A 15,592-nucleotide genomic window follows, 5' to 3' on the forward strand; every position below is an offset into this window, starting at 1 on the left:
AGTGTTTTCTTTGTGAATTACTTGATTGAGCTCAGGTAAGGGGAGGAAACCACCTTTACCGTGCCGTTGGCCCACGGGGTCCCCTTGCCGGCGCCGGGTGCCGTCGGATACTTCGGCGACACGTCAGGGCCGATACAGGGCCACTGCAGCCCGCCCCACCAGACCGGCTTCGCGGTCAGGTAGAGAGACTGGGGGAGTGTCTGATCGTCGGTGCGGTTCCATGTCACCGCGTTGCTGTAGGTGTCCCAGTTGCCGTGGCGCACCGCCGTGTTGCCGACATTGATGTCGTTGCCGGACGCGCTGTTGTCGCCGTCGCCGTTGTAGCCCAGTCGGTAGATTGCGGAAGTCGCGGCGTTCATCGCTTCCAGGGTGTACAGGCTTTCGGTGCTTCTCCCCAGTACGTTGCCGATGACGTTGTAGTAACGGCTTTGGTACTGCAGATCCACGTCCCAGGCGCCGCTGGTCCGGTTGGGGGCCAGCGCGATCTTGTTGCGGAAGAAGGTGTTGTGGCTCTTGGTCCCCCAAACGAAGTCGGAGGCGACCCTGCTGTCGATGTAGTTACCCTCTATCAGGTTCATGAAAGCGTGGCTACCATGGAACGAGATCGCATAGGGGTTGAAATTGAGGACGTTCAGGTACAGCGACGTGATGTAGTTGTAGGCGAATACGTTGCCGGAGAAAGGTCCTGCCGTTATCAAACCGGTCGAGAGGTGGTAGATCTGGTTGTTCTCGAAGAGATTCGCGGATGAGTACATCTGCGCGTTGATGCCGTAGGCGCGGCTGGTGGCAAACGACGCGGTGCCGTCTCCTGCCGTGGTGGGGAACCCTTCGTGCAGTTTGTTCCCCCGGATGGTATTGCGGTAGGCGCCGTAGTTTACCAGTAATATCGCTTCGTAGGCGCCGATGACCTCGGTGTCTTGGACCCAGCAGTTGGAGGAGCCCAGCAGGACGAGGGTACCGCTGCTTTTCTGCGCGCTGCCACCACTCAGGCTGTTGTCGACGGTGAGTTTCTCGATGCCTGCCATGGTGGTCATGCCGCCCAGCTTGACCGCCTGGGGAGAGAGGGAAGGGTCGTAGCTCCAGTAGAGGGGGATCTCCAGTGTCGCCGTGGTGGGAGAGGGGACTGCTATCACCTTCGCTGTCTGCCCGAGGGACCTCGTCCCTGATGCTCTGCCGCACCAGGTGCAGGAACCGTTGTTGCCGACGTTAGTAACCGGAGGGTCGTCGCTGCCGTTGTTAAGTTGGTCGATAAGGATCACGGTCCCAGGGGTCCAGCCGTGGGCTGTCGCCGTGGTGATGGTCGTGGAGCCTTTGCTGAGGCCCCCGGTGAGCCCAATCCCGGCCCCGACGCTGGGGCGTGCCCCGATGCCGGCCACAGTGTTCCCGGACATCCCGGTCATCCCCTTGATGATTGTGCTCCCCATCCCGTTCCCCCTCAGGGTGACGTTGGATTTAACCATGATCGGGCTGCTTACGTTGAATGTGCCCGCGCCTAACTGCACTACTTGGCCGGCCGGGCAGTTCGCAAGGGCGGTCTTGATGGCGGCTGCATCGTCTCCGCCCGAGGGCTTTAAAGTCGTGTAAACGGTGCTGCGCACAGGTATGTCCCCCTGCACGCCCGCGTTTCCCGCCCAGGTGATGGCGCGGTTGGCCGGGATGGCGTAGGTGGCGTGTGCCACCTGTGTGAACCCTGCCACTGCCAGCACGAGGGCCAGGCTGGTGGTCAGGTGTTTGAACAGGTTATCGGTAAGCTTTGCTTGAGTCATGTATGGTCCTCATTCCTCTGCCTTCCGTTAAACAATATAGCGTAACTTCGCCCGGATAAGCAGGTTGATTGCGCAGTCGGCCCTCCGCATGTTGAGACGTCGCGGTGGTTGCCGTGCTGCTTAGGTATCTTTCAGCGAGGCGCGCTCTTGCTGCGCCTGCGGCGCTACGGCCCCCCCTGTCACAGCCGGGGGACCAGTGGTTACAGCAGTGACAGGTTCAACACCTGATGGCTGCCGGTGCCGGCGAAGAGGCTGATGTTGTTCAGCGCGGTGGCGGCTGCCTGCTCGGTCCTAAAGGCGTAGCCAGCGGCGATCTGAGTCTCGGTCCCGCCTGCAGGGGTGACGTAGACGTCGTAGCGGTGGTAGGGGATGTTGATCACCATCCGCACGCGGTAACTCTTGCCGGCAGAGTAGGGGAGAGCTACCTTGGCGGCATAGGTGCTCCCGTTACGAACGTCGATGGTACCGCTGTTGTTGAAGCGGACCACGGCGGCTACGTCGGAGTAGCTGGTTGCGGCCACTGCGGAGAACCCGGTTATGGCGTCGATCTTCGCGGCGTTGGGGATGGTGTCGAAGGTCGCGGTGAAGGTCCCGGTCTTGGGAGCGATCGCCCGGTTCTGCCAGAGCGCGGAACTCATCATCGGGGCGCTGGCGGAGGTTACGGATAGGTTCTGCAGTTGCAGCGTCCCGGTGCTGGTGTTCCGGGTGAAGGTATTGAGCGCCGTCACCGCCGCCTGTTCCGTCCTGAAGGCGTAGGCTGCTGCGATCTGGGTCTCGGTCCCGCCGGCCGGGGTTACGTAGACGTCGTAGCGGTGGTTCGGGACATCGACCTGCATCCTGAGCCGGTAACTCTTTCCTGCGGAATAAGGGAGCGCGACTTTGGCCGTATAGGTGCTCCCGTTGCGCACGTCGATGGTGCCCGTCGGGTTGAAGCGGACCAGCGCGGCGACGTCGGTGTAGCCCGCGGCCTGTACCGCTGAGAAGCCGGCGATCGCGTTGATGTTGAGGACGCTCGGGGTGAGGTCGAAGATCGCTGAGAAGCTGCCTGTCTGGGGCGCGATCGTCTGATTCTGCCAGGTTGCAGTGGTGGTGCCTGGTGTCGGTGCCGGTGCCGGTGCCGGTGCCGCAGCGAAAGTTGCGGCGATTTTGTGGTTGGCCGCGACGTTATTGAAGGTGTAGCTGGCGACGGCCCCGACCGAGACGCCGTCAACCGTCACGGCGGCGATCTGGTACCCAGTGGCAGGGGCGATCTTGAAGGTCTGGCTGGTTCCCTGGGATACGACGATGGAACCGGTGGGGCTGATGGTTCCCCCGGTGCCGGCAGAGGCCGTGAGGGTGTAAAGTGCTGCGGGCGGCGGGGGCGCCGGCGTCGTGAAGGCGACTTCGTTGGAGGGGGCGCTGGCGTTGCCAGCCACATCGTTTGCCGACACAGAGAAGTAGTACTTGGTCGCGTCGTTGAGGTTGCTCACCGTGTACGAGGTCAGGTTGCCGACGGTGAAGTGCTGCGTGTAACTGCCGGGGGCGGTCCCGGTGTGAACGGTGTAGCCGTTGAGGCTGGTCAGGCTGCTGCCGTCCGTGTAGGTGGTGGGGGCTGACCAAGTCAGAGTCGCCTGGGCTGCCTGGGCCGCGCTCGGTGCCAACTGCGCCGACGCCATGACGGTCATGACGAGCAGCGCGCCGAGCGCGATGCGGGTAAAAATGCTGCTACAGGGTCTTATCTTCATAAAGCTTTGCTGCCTCCTTGATTTGGGCGCCATCTGCTGCCGCTTCCGGTTAACGCGTCCTTTCCGCGTTTTGCCTTCTTGCCGACGCCTTCTTGGTTTGTTCTGCTCCCAAAGCCTTCAACGCTTTCAGGAGCGTGCCTAGCCATGCGCTCATCCCGGCAGGACGCAAAAAAGCCGGGTCCGATATCGTTGGTTTCGATATTTCGGCGACCCGGCTGTCTTCGTGAGACCCAATAGGCTTTCCGTCACTTTCTCGCGAAAGTTTTAGTATTGTCGTGTATCGCTATTCGTTCTGTCTGGGAGACGGTAACACAGCGGTTGCGAAAGCTTTGTGACGTCCGTCACAGTAGCGGAGGTTACCGCGTGCAGGTCACCGAGAGGGGCAGGATACCGCAGGGTGATAAATGCAGCTTCGGGTTGATTCTGGAATCTGCATTGGTATAGTTTAACGTTCGTTTTTTCGGGAGACGGAAGTTGCTGATTTCCCTGGCAGGATTCGCCTGCTGTTCGCTGCTCCCGGCAGCTTCGGAGGTCGATTTTGTGCGGTATCGCCGGAATTGTTGCTGGGGCGGGTAAAGCGGCACCGGACCTGGAGCGGATCGTCGCCATGATCTCGCCGTTGCGTTATCGCGGCCCGGACGAGTCCGGTGTCTATCTGGACCGCCGCGCCGCGCTGGGGCACCTGCGCCTGAGCATTATCGGCATAGACGGCGGGATCCAGCCCATCGGCAATGAAACGGGCAAGCTCTGGATCGTCTACAACGGCGAAGCATACAACTACCTGGAACTTCGGGAAGAGCTGGAGGCGAAAGGGCATCGCTTCACCACCCGGACCGACACTGAAGTGCTGCTGCACCTCTACGAAGAGTATGGCGCCGACTTCCTGTCCAGGATCAACGGCCAGTTCGCACTCGCCATATGGGACAGCGCGAAAGAGGAACTCTTCCTCGCCAGGGACCGGGTCGGCATCAGGCCCCTTTACTACGGTTGGTCTCGCGAAGGGAGCTTCTTGTTCGCCTCTGAGGTGAAAGCCATTTTGGCAGTAGACGGTAGCCGGGAGTTGGACCTCGAGGCTCTTGGACAGCTCTTCGTCTTCTGGACCACGCTGCCGGGAAGGACCTTCTTCCGGGGGATTCAGGAAGTTCCCCCGGGGCATTACCTTGTCGTCGGCAAAGGTGAGTCGGTGCCGCGCCCCTACTGGCGCATTCCGTTCCATGCTCCCGAGGAGTGCTGCGCTTTCGGCCTTGCGGAGACGGCTGAAGCGCTGCGGGAGCTTCTCAGCGACGCGGTGCGCCTCAGGCTGCGCTCAGACGTCCCGGTGGGGGCGTACCTAAGCGGCGGGCTCGATTCTTCCGTGATTACAACGCTCATTCAGCGCCATTGCGACAGCCATCTCAAGACCTTCTCGCTTGCCTTCCAGGACGGCATTTTTGACGAGAGCGCTGCGCAGCGGGAGATGGTGCGTTTCCTGGGGAGCGACAACCGGCAGGTTATGGTGGAGAACGGCGACATCCGCCGCTTCTTTCCGGAGACGGTATGGCACTGTGAAAAGCCGACGCTGCGAACCTCGCCGGTGCCTATGTTCCTGCTGTCGAGGCTGGTGCGTGAGGAGGGTTACAAGGTGGTGCTCTCCGGCGAGGGGGCGGACGAGATCCTCGGGGGGTACAACATCTTCAAGGAAGCGAAAATCCGCCAGTACTGGGCGAAATGCCCGGACTCTTCCCGGCGCCCGCTGCTTTTGGAGAGGCTCTACCCTTACATCTTCAGGAACCCCGGGCGCGGCCGTAGCTTCCTGCAGGGGTTTTTCGCTGTGTCGCGGGAGCAGATGCACGACCCGTTTTTTTCCCATGCGGTGCGTTGGCACGCCGGGGAGCGCAACCTCGCGTTCTTGGCGCCGGACTGCCTGGCCGCCCTGTCGCAATACCGGCCCATGGAGGAACTGGCCCGGTGGCTCCCGGACAATTTCCTGCACCGGGACCTTTTGTCCCGGGCCCAAGTGCTGGAGATGGAGATCTTTCTCTCCAACTTCCTTCTCTCCTCACAAGGAGACCGGGTCGCCATGGCCCACTCGGTCGAGATGCGTCACCCCTTTCTGGATTACCGGGTGGTGGATTTCGCTTTCCGTCTGCCGGCCAAATGGAAGGTGCGGGGCCTGACTGAGAAGTTCCTGCTAAGGCACGCCTTCCGGGGAATGTTGCCAGAAGGAATCGCCAGCAGGGCGAAGCACCCGTACCGGGCCCCGATCAGCGAGCTCTTCCAAGGCACGGTTCCTCTCGATTACGTGGACGAGTTGCTGTCGCAGCAGAGCCTGAAGCAAAGCGGTTATTTCAATGCTGAAAAGATCGGCCGCCTCTACTTGAAGGTCAAGGGTGCGCAACCCGGCGCCATCGGCGAATTCGAGAACATGGCGCTCATCGGCGCACTTTCAACCGAGATACTGCATCGGCAGTTCATTGCCGGGTTTCCCTTGCGGCGGAGCTCCTTGCTGCAACCGGACTTGGTACGGTACGGGAGCCTCTGAAAAAGGAGTCTGTTATGGAGCCCGCGGTACACAACCTCTTGGAAAACAGCGCAAGAATTCGCCCCGACAAGGTCGCACTGGTGCAAGGGGACCTGCGCATAACCTACCGCCAGGCGAACACCCGTGCCAACCGGGTTGCCGGCTGGCTCATAGATGAAGGTGTACTTCCCGGCGAGCGAGTGGTGCTGCTGCTTAAAAACGGCATCGAGTACCTTGCGGGTTACTACGGGATTCTCAAGGCAGGGGCAGTCGCGGTGCCGCTCAACTGCGATCTGCGGGTTGATGCGCTTCGTGAGCTCCTGGCCGACCTGCACGCCGTAGCCGTGATCTGCGGCAGTGAAGGCGAACAACTCTTGAATGGGATCGACAGCGACCTCTTCGGGATTCGCCTCCTGCTGATCAAGGACGCGAGCGGCTCCCGTACACCCCGAGGCGCCAGGGTGTTTGCCTGGGACGAGGTAGTGACCGACGCCGATCTTCCCGATCACGGCCTAGCCACCAACGCCTCCGCCCTCGCCGGGATCATCTACACCTCCGGGTCGACCGGCGCCCCGAAAGGGGTCATGCTCTCCCACCGCAACATCGTGAGCAACACCTGCTCCATCATCCAGTACCTCGGGTTGAACGAGAACGACGTCCAGATGGTGGTGCTCCCCTTTTTCTACGTGATGGGGAAATCGCTTCTGAACACGCACGTGGCGGTGGGCGGAACCGTGGTCGTCAACAACGCGTTCGCCTACAGCGCGCCGGTGATAAGGCAGATGGCGCAGGAGGGAGTCACCGGCTTTTCGGGGGTCCCTTCCACCTACGCTTACCTGTTGCACCGGTCGCCATTGGCGGCTTTCCGGGACAAGCTTCCGGCGCTGCGCTACTGCACCCAGGCCGGAGGGCACATGGCGCGTGAGATCAAGCAGAGGCTTATGGAGGTGCTCCCGCCGCACACAAGGCTCTACATCATGTACGGCGCCACCGAGGCGGCTGCCCGGCTCACCTATGTCGAGCCGGAAATGCTTGTTGAGAAAATCGATTCCATCGGCAGGGCTATTCCAGGAGTAACCGTCCGGGTCCTGGACGAGAAGGGGGAAGAAGTCGCCGAGGGGGAGATCGGCGAACTGGTGGCCTCCGGGGCGAACATCATGCTGGGGTACTGGAGGGACGAGATTGCCACCGGGAGGGTTCTTGACGCCAACGGCTACCACACCGGCGACATGGGGTACCGCGACGGGGACGGCTACCTCTACGTGACCGGCAGAAAGGACCATCTGCTCAAGGTGGGAGGGCACCGCCTCGACCCCCAGGAGATTGAGGACGCGCTGATGGCGACGGGGGAGCTCCTTGAGGTGGCGGTACTGGGCGTGGACGACCACCTGTTGGGGAAAAAACTCGTGGCGATCGCGGTGTCGCTCCAGGAAAACCCAAGCGACAAGGTGCTCCTCTCCCGCTGTCTGTCCAGGCTCCCACGGCACAAGATCCCCTCCGAGATCAGGTTCGTCGCGGCGCTGCCCAAATACGCCAGCGGCAAGATTGACCGCGCCGCCTGTTTAGAGGCGCCACCCCTGGCCGGCCCATGTTGTAGCGGCCGCCAGGGAGACTGAAGAAAGGGTGAAAAGGGTGAACATATGAATGGTGGGATATTTTCCAAAGAAGTGCTCCGCCTGGACCCGGAACGGGAAGTGGAGCGTATTTGCGCCAGGGTGAAAGAGCTGATGCTGACCCAGGTAAAGCGGCGCGGGTTGGTGGTGGCGCTTTCGGGAGGGATCGACAGCAGCGTTACTGCGGCCCTGGCAGTGCGGGCGATCGGTAAGGAGCGGGTGATCGGCCTCGAGATGCCCGAGCGGCACTCGTCCGGCGAGAGCCAGAAGCTAAGCGGCAAGCTGGCCGCCGCCCTCGGCATCGAGACGGTCCTGGAGGAGATCTCTGCAGCCCTGGAAGCGGTGGGGTGCTATCGCAAGTACGATGAGGCGGTCAGGATGGTCGTCCCCGGCTACGGGGAGGGGTGGAAGTCCAAGATCGTGATCTCCAACAACATGGAGCATCCCGGCTTCACCTCCTTTTACCTGGTGGCCCAGGACGGGGCCCAGGGCACCACCCGGGTCCGCCTCCCCTTCAAGCCCTACCTGCAGATCGTTGCCGCCACCAACTTCAAACAGCGCATCCGCAAGATGCTGGAGTACTACCACGCCGATCGGCTCAACTTCGCCGTGGCAGGCACCCCCAACCGACTGGAGTACGACCAGGGGTTTTTTGTGAAACTCGGGGACGGAGCGGCCGACATCAAGCCGATCGCGCACCTGTACAAGTCGCAGGTGTACCAGTTGGCCGAATACCTGGGGGTGCCTGAGGAGATCCGCCGCAGAACGCCCACCACGGACACCTATTCCCTGGCGCAAGGGCAGGACGAGTTCTACTTCTCGCTTCCCTACCCGGAGATGGATCTCTGCCTTTTCGCCAAAAACAATGGAGTCGCGCCAGAAAGCGTGGCGGCAGCCCTCGGGCTCACCCCAGAGCAGGTCCGGCTGGTATTCCAGGACATCGAAGTAAAAAGGAGCAGCACCCGGTACCTGCACCTGCCTCCCTTGCTGGTGGAGGCGGTCGACTGGCAGTGAGGCCGGCATATCGAGACCAAAAAGGAGACGCACATGAGCCTGCAAGAAGATATCAGAAGCTTCATCGTCGACAATTTCCTCTTCGGGGACGCCGGAACGCTTAACAACGACAGCTCCTTCATCAAAGAAGGGATCGTGGATTCCACCGGCATACTGCAACTGGTGGCGTTCATTCAGGAACAGTACCGGGTGGTTGTGGAGGACGAGGAGCTTATCCCGGAGAACCTCGATTCGGTGAGCAAGGTGGCGGCTTTCATCGAGAACAAGATGAAGATGGCGGCTTTCGTGGGCGAAGAGCTCGAGGTGGCGGTAGGCGGCGCCGACGGCGCGGTCTGAGCGGGAGCGGACGATGGTCAGGAAAACGCTGCAAAGAATGTTGGGCAAAATGGCCATGGTGGCCCCAGGGGGGTTCTCCCTGAGGCCATGGCTGCACAGGATGCGGGGCGTCCAGATCGGCAAAAACGTCTGGATCAGCCAGTTGGTTTACATCGACGAGATACACCCCGAGCAGATAACCATCGGGGACAACGTTACCATCGGCCTTAGGTGCACCATTTTCGCCCATTTCTACCTGGGCGAGCGGTCGCTGGACACCGGGACGGGGAGGGTGGTGATAGAGCAGGACGCCTTTATCGGCCCCAACTGCACTATCCTCAACGGCGTCACCATCGGAGCTGGATCGGTGGTCGTGGCGGGGAGCGTGGTGACCAAGTCGGTCCCCCCGGGGGTCCTCTTTGGACACACCCCTGCCGCGCCGCTGGCACGCATCACCCATCCTCTCACCAGTGACGGGCGGGTAGACTACGACCGGTTCGTCTTCGGCCTCAAAAAACTCTAGTCCCGGAAGGTTCTCCTCAATAGGTAGGCCAGAAGCGCTATCGACAGCAGGGCCGCTACGGCGATCCCCCCCATGATCCTCCGCCTTACCTGCTCTTCATCAATGAGCTGCAGTTCCCTGTCCAGCTTGGACAGTTCCGCGTTGATCCTCCCCGATTCCGACTTCACCCGCGCCGTGTTCACCTCGTGAAAGAGCGAGTGGAAGCTGTTGCGGACCGAGAAGAGCTCCTTACCGAGCCTTTCGGTGTCCACCCCGATGGAGCCGTATCCGCCGAGCCTAAGCTCGATACCCTGGATGTGCGCCTCGGTCTGCTGCATGCCGTCCCTGATGATCCTCGCCCTCTCGAAGCTGTGGCAGCGGCTGCAGCTCTTCTCGTTTATAAGCGTGAGTGAGGCCTTGAGCACCTCGTGGTTGCCATGGCAGGTGACACAGGTGGGCCCTCCCTTGCCCAGAGCCCTGCCATGGGCGCTGGAGAGGTAATCCTTGAGCACGCCGGGATGGCAGCGACCGCAAAAGGCGGGGATGGCCCCCTCCTTCGGCGCTCCCAGGAAACCCTTGGCGGGGGTCATGGCTGTGGGGGCGTCCTTCGGATCGCCGCCATGGCAGCTGTTGCAGGAAATGCCGTTTTGGGCGTGGACGCTCTTTTGCCAGAGGTTCACCGGCGCACCCAGCCGGTCCGGGAGGGAGGCGTGGCACTGCAGGCAGACGCTCTCCGGCGCCTCCGCGCTCCAGGCGGATGAGGCGAGGACGAGGGCCAGGGGAATCAGGATGAGGAGGCTTGTTAAAGTCCGGGTCATGACAGGTGCCCCCATACGGAAAGAGCGATCCAGAGCAGGATTCCACCGACCACCAGCGCCAGGAAAAGCGGGCGCTTCAGGGGGTGCCGCTCCGGTGAGCGGTCGGCAAAGGGGAGCAGGGCCAAAAGGGTCATGGCCGCTCCCTGCACGGTGAGCCCCAGAAGCTCGTTGGGGAAGATCTTCAGGGTCTGGTAGTTGGCCAGGAAGTACCACTCAGGCTTGATGTGCGCCGGCGTCTTGAAGGGGTCCGCCGGTACGAAGGCGTCCGGGGTGAAAGGCATCGAGGGCCAGAAGAAGACAACGCCCAGGAAAATGGCGAGGTAGATGCAGATCGAGGTGGTGTCCTCCAGCATGTAGTTGGGGAAAAAGGGGATGCCGCCCGGGTGGCTTTGGTAGCGGTAGCGCTCGGCCTGCCAGGGCGTTTTGGTGTCGCTTCTGCCAAATGGCGGGGCCGAGATGCCGGTGCGCTTCAGGAGGAAGATGTGCACCACGATCACGACGCTGATCACCAGCGGCAGGAAGGCTACGTGCAGCGCGAAGAAGCGCCCCAGGGTCGCAGGCCCGACCAGCTTCCCGCCGCGCAGGAATTCCACCATGCCGGGGCCCGCCACCGGAAGTGCGCTCACCGAGTTCGTGGCGACGGTGGTGGCCCAGAAGGAGAGCTGGCTCCAGGGGGCGAGATAGCCTGTGAGCGAGATCCCCTGCACCAGGGTGAAGAGCAGGAAACCGCTGAGCCAGTTCAGCTCCCGGGGGCTCTTGTAGCTTCCCATCACCAGGGTGGAGAGCATGTGCAAGATGAGCGCGGCGATCATGGTGTTGGACCCGACCGCATGGCAGAGCCGGATCAGCCAGCCGAAGGGAACCTCGTTCATGATGAAGTTGACGCTCTTGAAGGCCTTCTCCGCGTCCGGCACGTAGTAGACCAGGAGCAGCATCCCGGTCACCACCTGGATGGCGAAGGCGACCATGAGTACGCTTCCCAGGGAATACCACGCGTTTATGTTGCGGGGGAGCAGGTAGCCCGTGAGCTCCTTATCCGCGATCTCGCCGATGCCTACCCGCAGGTCGACCCAACGGTACAGACGTTTAAACAAGGACATTGCACCTCCATGTGCGGCAAAGGACTACCCTATGGTGATGTTCCCGCCGGTGACCGTCACGGGGATTTTCGCCAGCGGCCTGGGAGGGGGGCCGCCGAGAACGGTTCCGTCGGTGGCGAACTGCCCGCCATGGCAGGGGCAGAGGAAGTGCTGCTGCTCCTTTACCCACTGCACGATGCAGCCTAGGTGGGTGCAGACCGCGGAAAGGGCGATCATTTCCCCCCCTTGGTTTTTACCAGTACCGCGGAAGATCCGCCGTACTCGAAAAACTTTGCCTCACCCTCCTGCAGATCCGCGGCGGAGATGACCAGCTTCTGCAGCCCGGTCGCGCCGGACCTCGGAGCCATAAACCGAAAGACCGGGTAGCCCGCGGCAACTGCTGCCGCCGCCGCTGTCCCGGCCAGACATACCCCTAGAAACTTCCTCCTGCCGTCACTATCCATGCACCCTCCCCCGGTCGGCCTTTTCTGGCCCGGCTCAAGTATAATGACTGCCCCTGCCATTTCAAGTGCGTAAGGTTCATGAAAATGGCTTTTGCCACAGTCTCACCTCCGGCTTTGACCCGTTGGAGTCGCGCCACGCGTGGGTGACGGGGGACAGAAGGTTGCGACATTTCTAATGAAAATGAATCTGATGCCTCTCTGCGGCCGGGGGGATTGCTGGATTGTGCTTTACCGGGTGCCGAAATTTGGGTATTCTTTCGCGGCTCGCGCCGCCGGACGCCCGGTGTCGACAAGCGACGCGAAAGAAAAAGGAGAGAGGATGGAAACCTATTACGCCCCAAAGGATCTCGGGAATTTCGCCGAAATAGGAAAGGACGCGCCGGAACTGGCCGGGAAGTTCTTCGCCTACTACAACGAGGTCTTCACCGAGGGGGAGCTGACCGAGCGGGAGAAGGCACTGATAGCGCTCGCCGTAGCCCACACCGTCCAGTGCCCTTACTGCATTGACGCCTACACCCGAGCCTGCCTGGAGAAGGGGTCCCATCTGGGCGAGATGACCGAGGCGGTCCATGTGGCGACTGCCATCAGGGGGGGAGCATCCCTGGTGCATGCGGTGCAGATGCGCAAGATCGCCGAGAAGCTCTCGCTGTAGAGGAGAGGGGATGCCGATGGCTGCAAATCCGTTGGGAGGAGGAAGCTTTGGCGAGGCGCTGGCGAAGCACGGCCTGCAGTTGACCCGCGAGGAGACCCGCGTGCTGCAGGTGAATGTGGGACTTGCCTGCGACCTAAGCTGCCGCCACTGCCATCTGGAGGCGGGGCCGCAGCGGGTCGAGATGATGGACCGAGACACCATGGACGCGGTGATCGACTGTGCCCGCCGCTTCCGGTTCCAGAGTATTGACCTGACCGGCGGAGCTCCTGAGCTGGTCCCGGACCTCGACCGCCTGGTCCGCTCGCTCGCCCCGCTTACCGACCGGCTCATGGTCCGGACCAACCTGGTGGCGCTGAATAGCGGAGAGGGATCTGCCTTGTGTGAGCTCTACCGCGAACTCGGCGTAGCTTTGGTGGCTTCCCTGCCGGCCAGTAACGCCGCGCAGACCGAGGCGCAGCGCGGTGAAGGGGTCTGGGGGCGGAGCGTCGACGCCCTGAAGAGGCTGAACACGCTGGGTTACGGGATGCCGGATAGCCCACTTAGGCTCGACCTGGTCTCAAACCCTTCCGGGGCCTTTCTTCCTCCCCCCCAGCAGCAGGCCGAGCAGAAGTTCAGAAGCGACCTTTCCCGCAGGCACGGCATCAGCTTCAACTCCCTTTACACCTTCGCCAACGTGCCGCTGGGGCGATTCCGCTCTTTTCTTGAGCGTTCAGGGAATCTGGAGGGTTACCTGGCGCAGCTTGCCGACGGTTTCAACCCCTGCAGCGTCGCCGGGCTCATGTGCCGCTACCAGCTCTCCGTCGACTGGCGCGGCAGGCTTTTCGATTGTGATTTCCATCTGGCGCAGGGGGGGTGGTACGGGGGGGAGGAGACCCATATCTCGACGCTCGCCGAGCTGCCGGCGCCGGGGACGATGATCCCGACCGCCGACCATTGTTTCGCCTGCACCGTAGGCGCCGGCTTCACCTGAGGGGGGAATATCGTGGCCTAGTTAGGCCGCTTCCCCGGCTCCTTGGATAATAGCGACGGCTTCCTGGCCGGCCGGAACCGTTTTCCCCGATACTTTTCCCTCTCCTCCCAGTAGCGCCGGTACTCCTGGTTTCTGAGTTCCCTCATAGTGGCCAAGTCGTATTTCACTAGCTGCGCGGGAACCTCCCCCTTCCGGACCATCCCCCAGGGGCCGTCGTAGGAGCTGGAGTGGTACCAGCCTCCCTGGCGCCACAGGTAGTATCCCTGGGGCAGGTAGAACAAGTCCTGCGGCACCCCCACCGCGACCCCGACCCCCAGCCGCTCCGGAAACAGGAACTCCGGCGCAGGCTTCGCCGCCGGCTTCACCGGCTGCGGCTGCTTTACCCCCTCTGCATCCCTGCGGCCGTTTACCTGCGGCTCCGGCTGGCGGGGCTCGGTGTAGCGCCGGTGGTATTCCTCGTACATCTGGTAAGGGTAATAGGTATAGAAGGCCCCCCGGGCCGGGCCGCTGCTGGAGAGAACCAGCAAGGCGGCGACTACTGTGCATCCATGTCTGTTCATAGGCACCCCCGTACGAAACCTCTCAGGATGTGAGACATCCGAGGTTGACGCTCCTTTCTGCTTCCAGCTGCATCCGCGGCCCCTTTTTTATGGTCGATTAGAAAACACCAATTTATTCTCTTGGGCCGCGATTAAAAGTCAAGCGCGATTTTTCATTGGGAGATGGCTGGCTTCTGATATATAGTGTCCGCTGTCAGGCGTAAGATCCTGCAGTAACAAGGGGTTGAAGGGGGATACGGTGGCAGGCAAACCATGGGTGGACAAGGATCAATGCATAAGCTGCGGTATCTGCATCGGCAACCTGCCGCAGGTATTCCGCTTCGACTCGCACGGCAAGTCAGAGTGCTACGACCCGGAAGGAGCGGATACCGAGACCATCCAGTCGCAGGCCGTGGAGCTCTGCCCGGTCTCCTGCATCGTGTGGGTGGAATGACGGGGAGCGCCATGAAGAGAACTGACCTTGCCCGAGGTACGGTGCTCGTTGCCTGCGTCATAGGGATCAGCCTTTTGCATTACCTCACCCCGCTGCGGCTTGCCATGCTGCACGACATCTTCCAGCGCCTCTACTACATTCCCATCATCCTCGCCGCCTACTGGTTCGGCTTTCGCGGCGGCATCGGCTGCGCCCTGCTGGTCACCTTCTGTTACGCCCCGCACATCCTGTTCCAGTGGGGGGGGCACATCGCCATGGAAATGGAGAAGTACCTCGAGGTGATCCTCTACAACGTGGTAGGGGGGATCACCGGGATGCTCTCGCAGCAGGAACGGTCCCGCAGGGAGCAGCTTGAGGAGACGGCGAAGGGGCTGGAAGATTCCTACCGGCAGTTGAGGACCCAGTCCGAACTCATCATCAGGATTGAGGAGCAGTTGCGCCGGGCGGAGCGCCTGTCGGCTCTTGGTGAGCTTTCCGCCATCCTGGCCCACGAGATACGCAACCCGCTGGCCTCGATACGCGGTACCGCCGAGATCCTCAGGGAGGATGGGGCGGCCGCCAACCGCGACGAGTTCCTGGGGATACTGGTGAAGGAATCTGACCGCCTGAACCACGTGGTGGAGGATTTCCTGCGCATGGCGCGCTCCGAGCCGGCGATCAAGAAAGAGTGCGACATCAACTACGAGCTTGCCAACATGGTAACGCTCCTCTCTGCCCAGGCCCGAGGCGAGGAGGTGGAACTGCGGTTTACTCCCGGGGAGGTTCCGACGCTTTCCGCCGATCCGGAAAAGCTGCGCCAAGCATTCATGAACGTCATCCTCAACGGGATCCAGGCTTCCGCTCCAGGGGGGCGGGTCCTGGTGACGACGAGCTACGACCGCCAAAGTCGCAGCATCGAGATCCGCTTCAGCGACAACGGCCCCGGCATCGCGCGCGAGGCGATCGGCAAGATCTTCGAACCCTTCTTCACCACCAAGGGAAGCGGCACCGGCCTCGGGCTCTCCATCACCAAAAAGATACTGGAGGGACACGGCGGGACGCTGGAAGTGGAAAGCACGCCGGGCGAGGGGGCCTGCTTCCGGGCCCGGCTGCCGACGGAAACCTAAGTGGCGGGCTGTGGAAAATTCTACGGGGTTGTTGGATATTCTACAGGCTGCGCCGTCAGCTGCCGACGAGGCCGCT

16 protein-coding genes and 1 riboswitch are annotated in these 15,592 nt (G+C 61.9%); of the genes, 9 read left to right on the forward strand and 7 right to left on the reverse strand.

The features are described 5' to 3' along the window. Positions 1 to 17: 17 nt before the first annotated feature. A complete protein-coding gene (locus GBEM_RS05420; RefSeq protein ID WP_012529513.1) occupies positions 18 to 1,766 on the reverse strand; it encodes a right-handed parallel beta-helix repeat-containing protein in 1,749 nt (582 codons plus the stop codon). A gap of 200 nt (positions 1,767 to 1,966) precedes the next feature. Beyond that, positions 1,967 to 3,490: a fibronectin type III domain-containing protein gene (locus tag GBEM_RS05425; RefSeq protein ID WP_226373929.1), complete on the reverse strand. Its 1,524-nt coding sequence runs from the start codon at positions 3,488 to 3,490 to the stop codon at positions 1,967 to 1,969. A gap of 202 nt (positions 3,491 to 3,692) precedes the next feature. Further along, a riboswitch (cyclic di-GMP riboswitch) is annotated at positions 3,693 to 3,769 on the reverse strand. Between the two features lie 259 nt (positions 3,770 to 4,028). On the opposite strand from GBEM_RS05425, the gene asnB reads away from it, so the two are divergent. Genes asnB through GBEM_RS05450 form a run of 5 tightly spaced genes read left to right on the forward strand, consistent with a single transcriptional unit; the run spans position 4,029 to position 9,455 of the window. After that, positions 4,029 to 6,011, forward strand: coding sequence for an asparagine synthase (glutamine-hydrolyzing) (gene asnB, locus GBEM_RS05430; protein WP_012529515.1), 1,983 nt, complete (start codon positions 4,029 to 4,031; stop codon positions 6,009 to 6,011). A 14-nt stretch (positions 6,012 to 6,025) separates the two neighbouring features. Next, entirely contained in the window at positions 6,026 to 7,606 is a 1,581-nt protein-coding gene (locus GBEM_RS05435; RefSeq protein WP_012529516.1) for a class I adenylate-forming enzyme family protein, read from the forward strand. 24 nt (positions 7,607 to 7,630) lie between these two features. Next, positions 7,631 to 8,617: an NAD(+) synthase gene (gene nadE, locus GBEM_RS05440; RefSeq protein ID WP_012529517.1), complete on the forward strand. Its 987-nt coding sequence runs from the start codon at positions 7,631 to 7,633 to the stop codon at positions 8,615 to 8,617. A gap of 33 nt (positions 8,618 to 8,650) precedes the next feature. Further along, entirely contained in the window at positions 8,651 to 8,953 is a 303-nt protein-coding gene (locus GBEM_RS05445) for an acyl carrier protein (RefSeq protein WP_012529518.1), read from the forward strand. Between the two features lie 13 nt (positions 8,954 to 8,966). Beyond that, the gene (locus GBEM_RS05450; RefSeq protein ID WP_012529519.1) at positions 8,967 to 9,455 is read left to right on the forward strand and encodes an acyltransferase; all 489 of its coding nucleotides are present in this window, start codon (positions 8,967 to 8,969) and stop codon (positions 9,453 to 9,455) included. Here the strand turns inward: GBEM_RS05450 and GBEM_RS05455 are convergent. From GBEM_RS05455 to GBEM_RS21705, 4 genes are read right to left on the reverse strand one after another with little or no spacing between them, the layout of a single operon-like run. Then, complete coding sequence (locus GBEM_RS05455) at positions 9,452 to 10,252, reverse strand: cytochrome c3 family protein (protein WP_012529520.1); 801 nt, start codon at positions 10,250 to 10,252, stop codon at positions 9,452 to 9,454. The two genes, GBEM_RS05450 and GBEM_RS05455, sit on opposite strands and share 4 nt — an antisense overlap. Next, positions 10,249 to 11,352 carry a cytochrome b gene (locus GBEM_RS05460; protein WP_012529521.1) on the reverse strand — a complete coding sequence of 368 codons (1,104 nt, stop codon included), beginning with the start codon at positions 11,350 to 11,352 and terminating at the stop codon, positions 10,249 to 10,251. The genes GBEM_RS05455 and GBEM_RS05460 overlap by 4 nt, the downstream gene beginning before the upstream one ends. Positions 11,353 to 11,376: 24 nt before the next feature. Continuing rightward, entirely contained in the window at positions 11,377 to 11,568 is a 192-nt protein-coding gene (locus GBEM_RS21700; protein ID WP_226373930.1) for a QcrA and Rieske domain-containing protein, read from the reverse strand. Continuing rightward, positions 11,565 to 11,795 carry a hypothetical protein gene (locus GBEM_RS21705; RefSeq protein WP_226373931.1) on the reverse strand — a complete coding sequence of 77 codons (231 nt, stop codon included), beginning with the start codon at positions 11,793 to 11,795 and terminating at the stop codon, positions 11,565 to 11,567. Before GBEM_RS21705 ends, GBEM_RS21700 begins: the two co-directional genes overlap by 4 nt. 319 nt (positions 11,796 to 12,114) lie before the next feature. Here GBEM_RS21705 and GBEM_RS05470 point away from each other — a divergent pair, with 319 nt between their 5' ends. Further along, the gene (locus tag GBEM_RS05470) at positions 12,115 to 12,447 is read left to right on the forward strand and encodes an arsenosugar biosynthesis-associated peroxidase-like protein (RefSeq protein WP_012529523.1); all 333 of its coding nucleotides are present in this window, start codon (positions 12,115 to 12,117) and stop codon (positions 12,445 to 12,447) included. Positions 12,448 to 12,457: 10 nt separating this feature from the next. Then, positions 12,458 to 13,417 carry an arsenosugar biosynthesis radical SAM (seleno)protein ArsS gene (gene arsS / locus GBEM_RS05475; protein ID WP_041262677.1) on the forward strand — a complete coding sequence of 320 codons (960 nt, stop codon included), beginning with the start codon at positions 12,458 to 12,460 and terminating at the stop codon, positions 13,415 to 13,417. A 17-nt stretch (positions 13,418 to 13,434) separates the two neighbouring features. Here the strand turns inward: arsS and GBEM_RS05480 are convergent, their stop codons facing one another. Beyond that, positions 13,435 to 13,977, reverse strand: coding sequence for a hypothetical protein (locus tag GBEM_RS05480; protein WP_012529525.1), 543 nt, complete (start codon positions 13,975 to 13,977; stop codon positions 13,435 to 13,437). A gap of 238 nt (positions 13,978 to 14,215) precedes the next feature. Here GBEM_RS05480 and GBEM_RS05485 point away from each other — a divergent pair, with 238 nt between their 5' ends. Both GBEM_RS05485 and GBEM_RS05490 read left to right on the forward strand, forming a co-directional pair. Then, positions 14,216 to 14,410: a ferredoxin gene (locus GBEM_RS05485; protein WP_012529526.1), complete on the forward strand. Its 195-nt coding sequence runs from the start codon at positions 14,216 to 14,218 to the stop codon at positions 14,408 to 14,410. A gap of 11 nt (positions 14,411 to 14,421) precedes the next feature. Beyond that, positions 14,422 to 15,516 carry a two-component system sensor histidine kinase NtrB gene (locus GBEM_RS05490; protein WP_012529527.1) on the forward strand — a complete coding sequence of 365 codons (1,095 nt, stop codon included), beginning with the start codon at positions 14,422 to 14,424 and terminating at the stop codon, positions 15,514 to 15,516. Positions 15,517 to 15,592 lie beyond the last annotated feature (76 nt).

This window comes from Citrifermentans bemidjiense Bem (assembly GCF_000020725.1).
GTDB lineage: Bacteria > Desulfobacterota > Desulfuromonadia > Geobacterales > Geobacteraceae > Geomonas > Geomonas bemidjiensis.

Bases quoted from the DNA above. Each gene is read 5' to 3' on its own strand.
- GBEM_RS05450 (WP_012529519.1), top strand. From the start codon at position 8,967: ATGGTCAGGAAAACGCTGCAAAGAATGTTGGGCAAAATGGCCATGGTG.
- GBEM_RS05480 (WP_012529525.1), bottom strand. From the start codon at position 13,977: ATGAACAGACATGGATGCACAGTAGTCGCCGCCTTGCTGGTTCTCTCC.
- GBEM_RS21700 (WP_226373930.1), bottom strand. From the start codon at position 11,568: ATGATCGCCCTTTCCGCGGTCTGCACCCACCTAGGCTGCATCGTGCAG.
- GBEM_RS21705 (WP_226373931.1), bottom strand. From the start codon at position 11,795: ATGGATAGTGACGGCAGGAGGAAGTTTCTAGGGGTATGTCTGGCCGGG.
- arsS (WP_041262677.1), top strand. From the start codon at position 12,458: ATGCCGATGGCTGCAAATCCGTTGGGAGGAGGAAGCTTTGGCGAGGCG.
- nadE (WP_012529517.1), top strand. From the start codon at position 7,631: ATGAATGGTGGGATATTTTCCAAAGAAGTGCTCCGCCTGGACCCGGAA.
- GBEM_RS05420 (WP_012529513.1), bottom strand. From the start codon at position 1,766: ATGACTCAAGCAAAGCTTACCGATAACCTGTTCAAACACCTGACCACC.
- GBEM_RS05445 (WP_012529518.1), top strand. From the start codon at position 8,651: ATGAGCCTGCAAGAAGATATCAGAAGCTTCATCGTCGACAATTTCCTC.
- GBEM_RS05460 (WP_012529521.1), bottom strand. From the start codon at position 11,352: ATGTCCTTGTTTAAACGTCTGTACCGTTGGGTCGACCTGCGGGTAGGC.
- GBEM_RS05490 (WP_012529527.1), top strand. From the start codon at position 14,422: ATGAAGAGAACTGACCTTGCCCGAGGTACGGTGCTCGTTGCCTGCGTC.
- GBEM_RS05470 (WP_012529523.1), top strand. From the start codon at position 12,115: ATGGAAACCTATTACGCCCCAAAGGATCTCGGGAATTTCGCCGAAATA.
- GBEM_RS05455 (WP_012529520.1), bottom strand. From the start codon at position 10,252: ATGACCCGGACTTTAACAAGCCTCCTCATCCTGATTCCCCTGGCCCTC.
- GBEM_RS05425 (WP_226373929.1), bottom strand. From the start codon at position 3,490: ATGAAGATAAGACCCTGTAGCAGCATTTTTACCCGCATCGCGCTCGGC.
- GBEM_RS05435 (WP_012529516.1), top strand. From the start codon at position 6,026: ATGGAGCCCGCGGTACACAACCTCTTGGAAAACAGCGCAAGAATTCGC.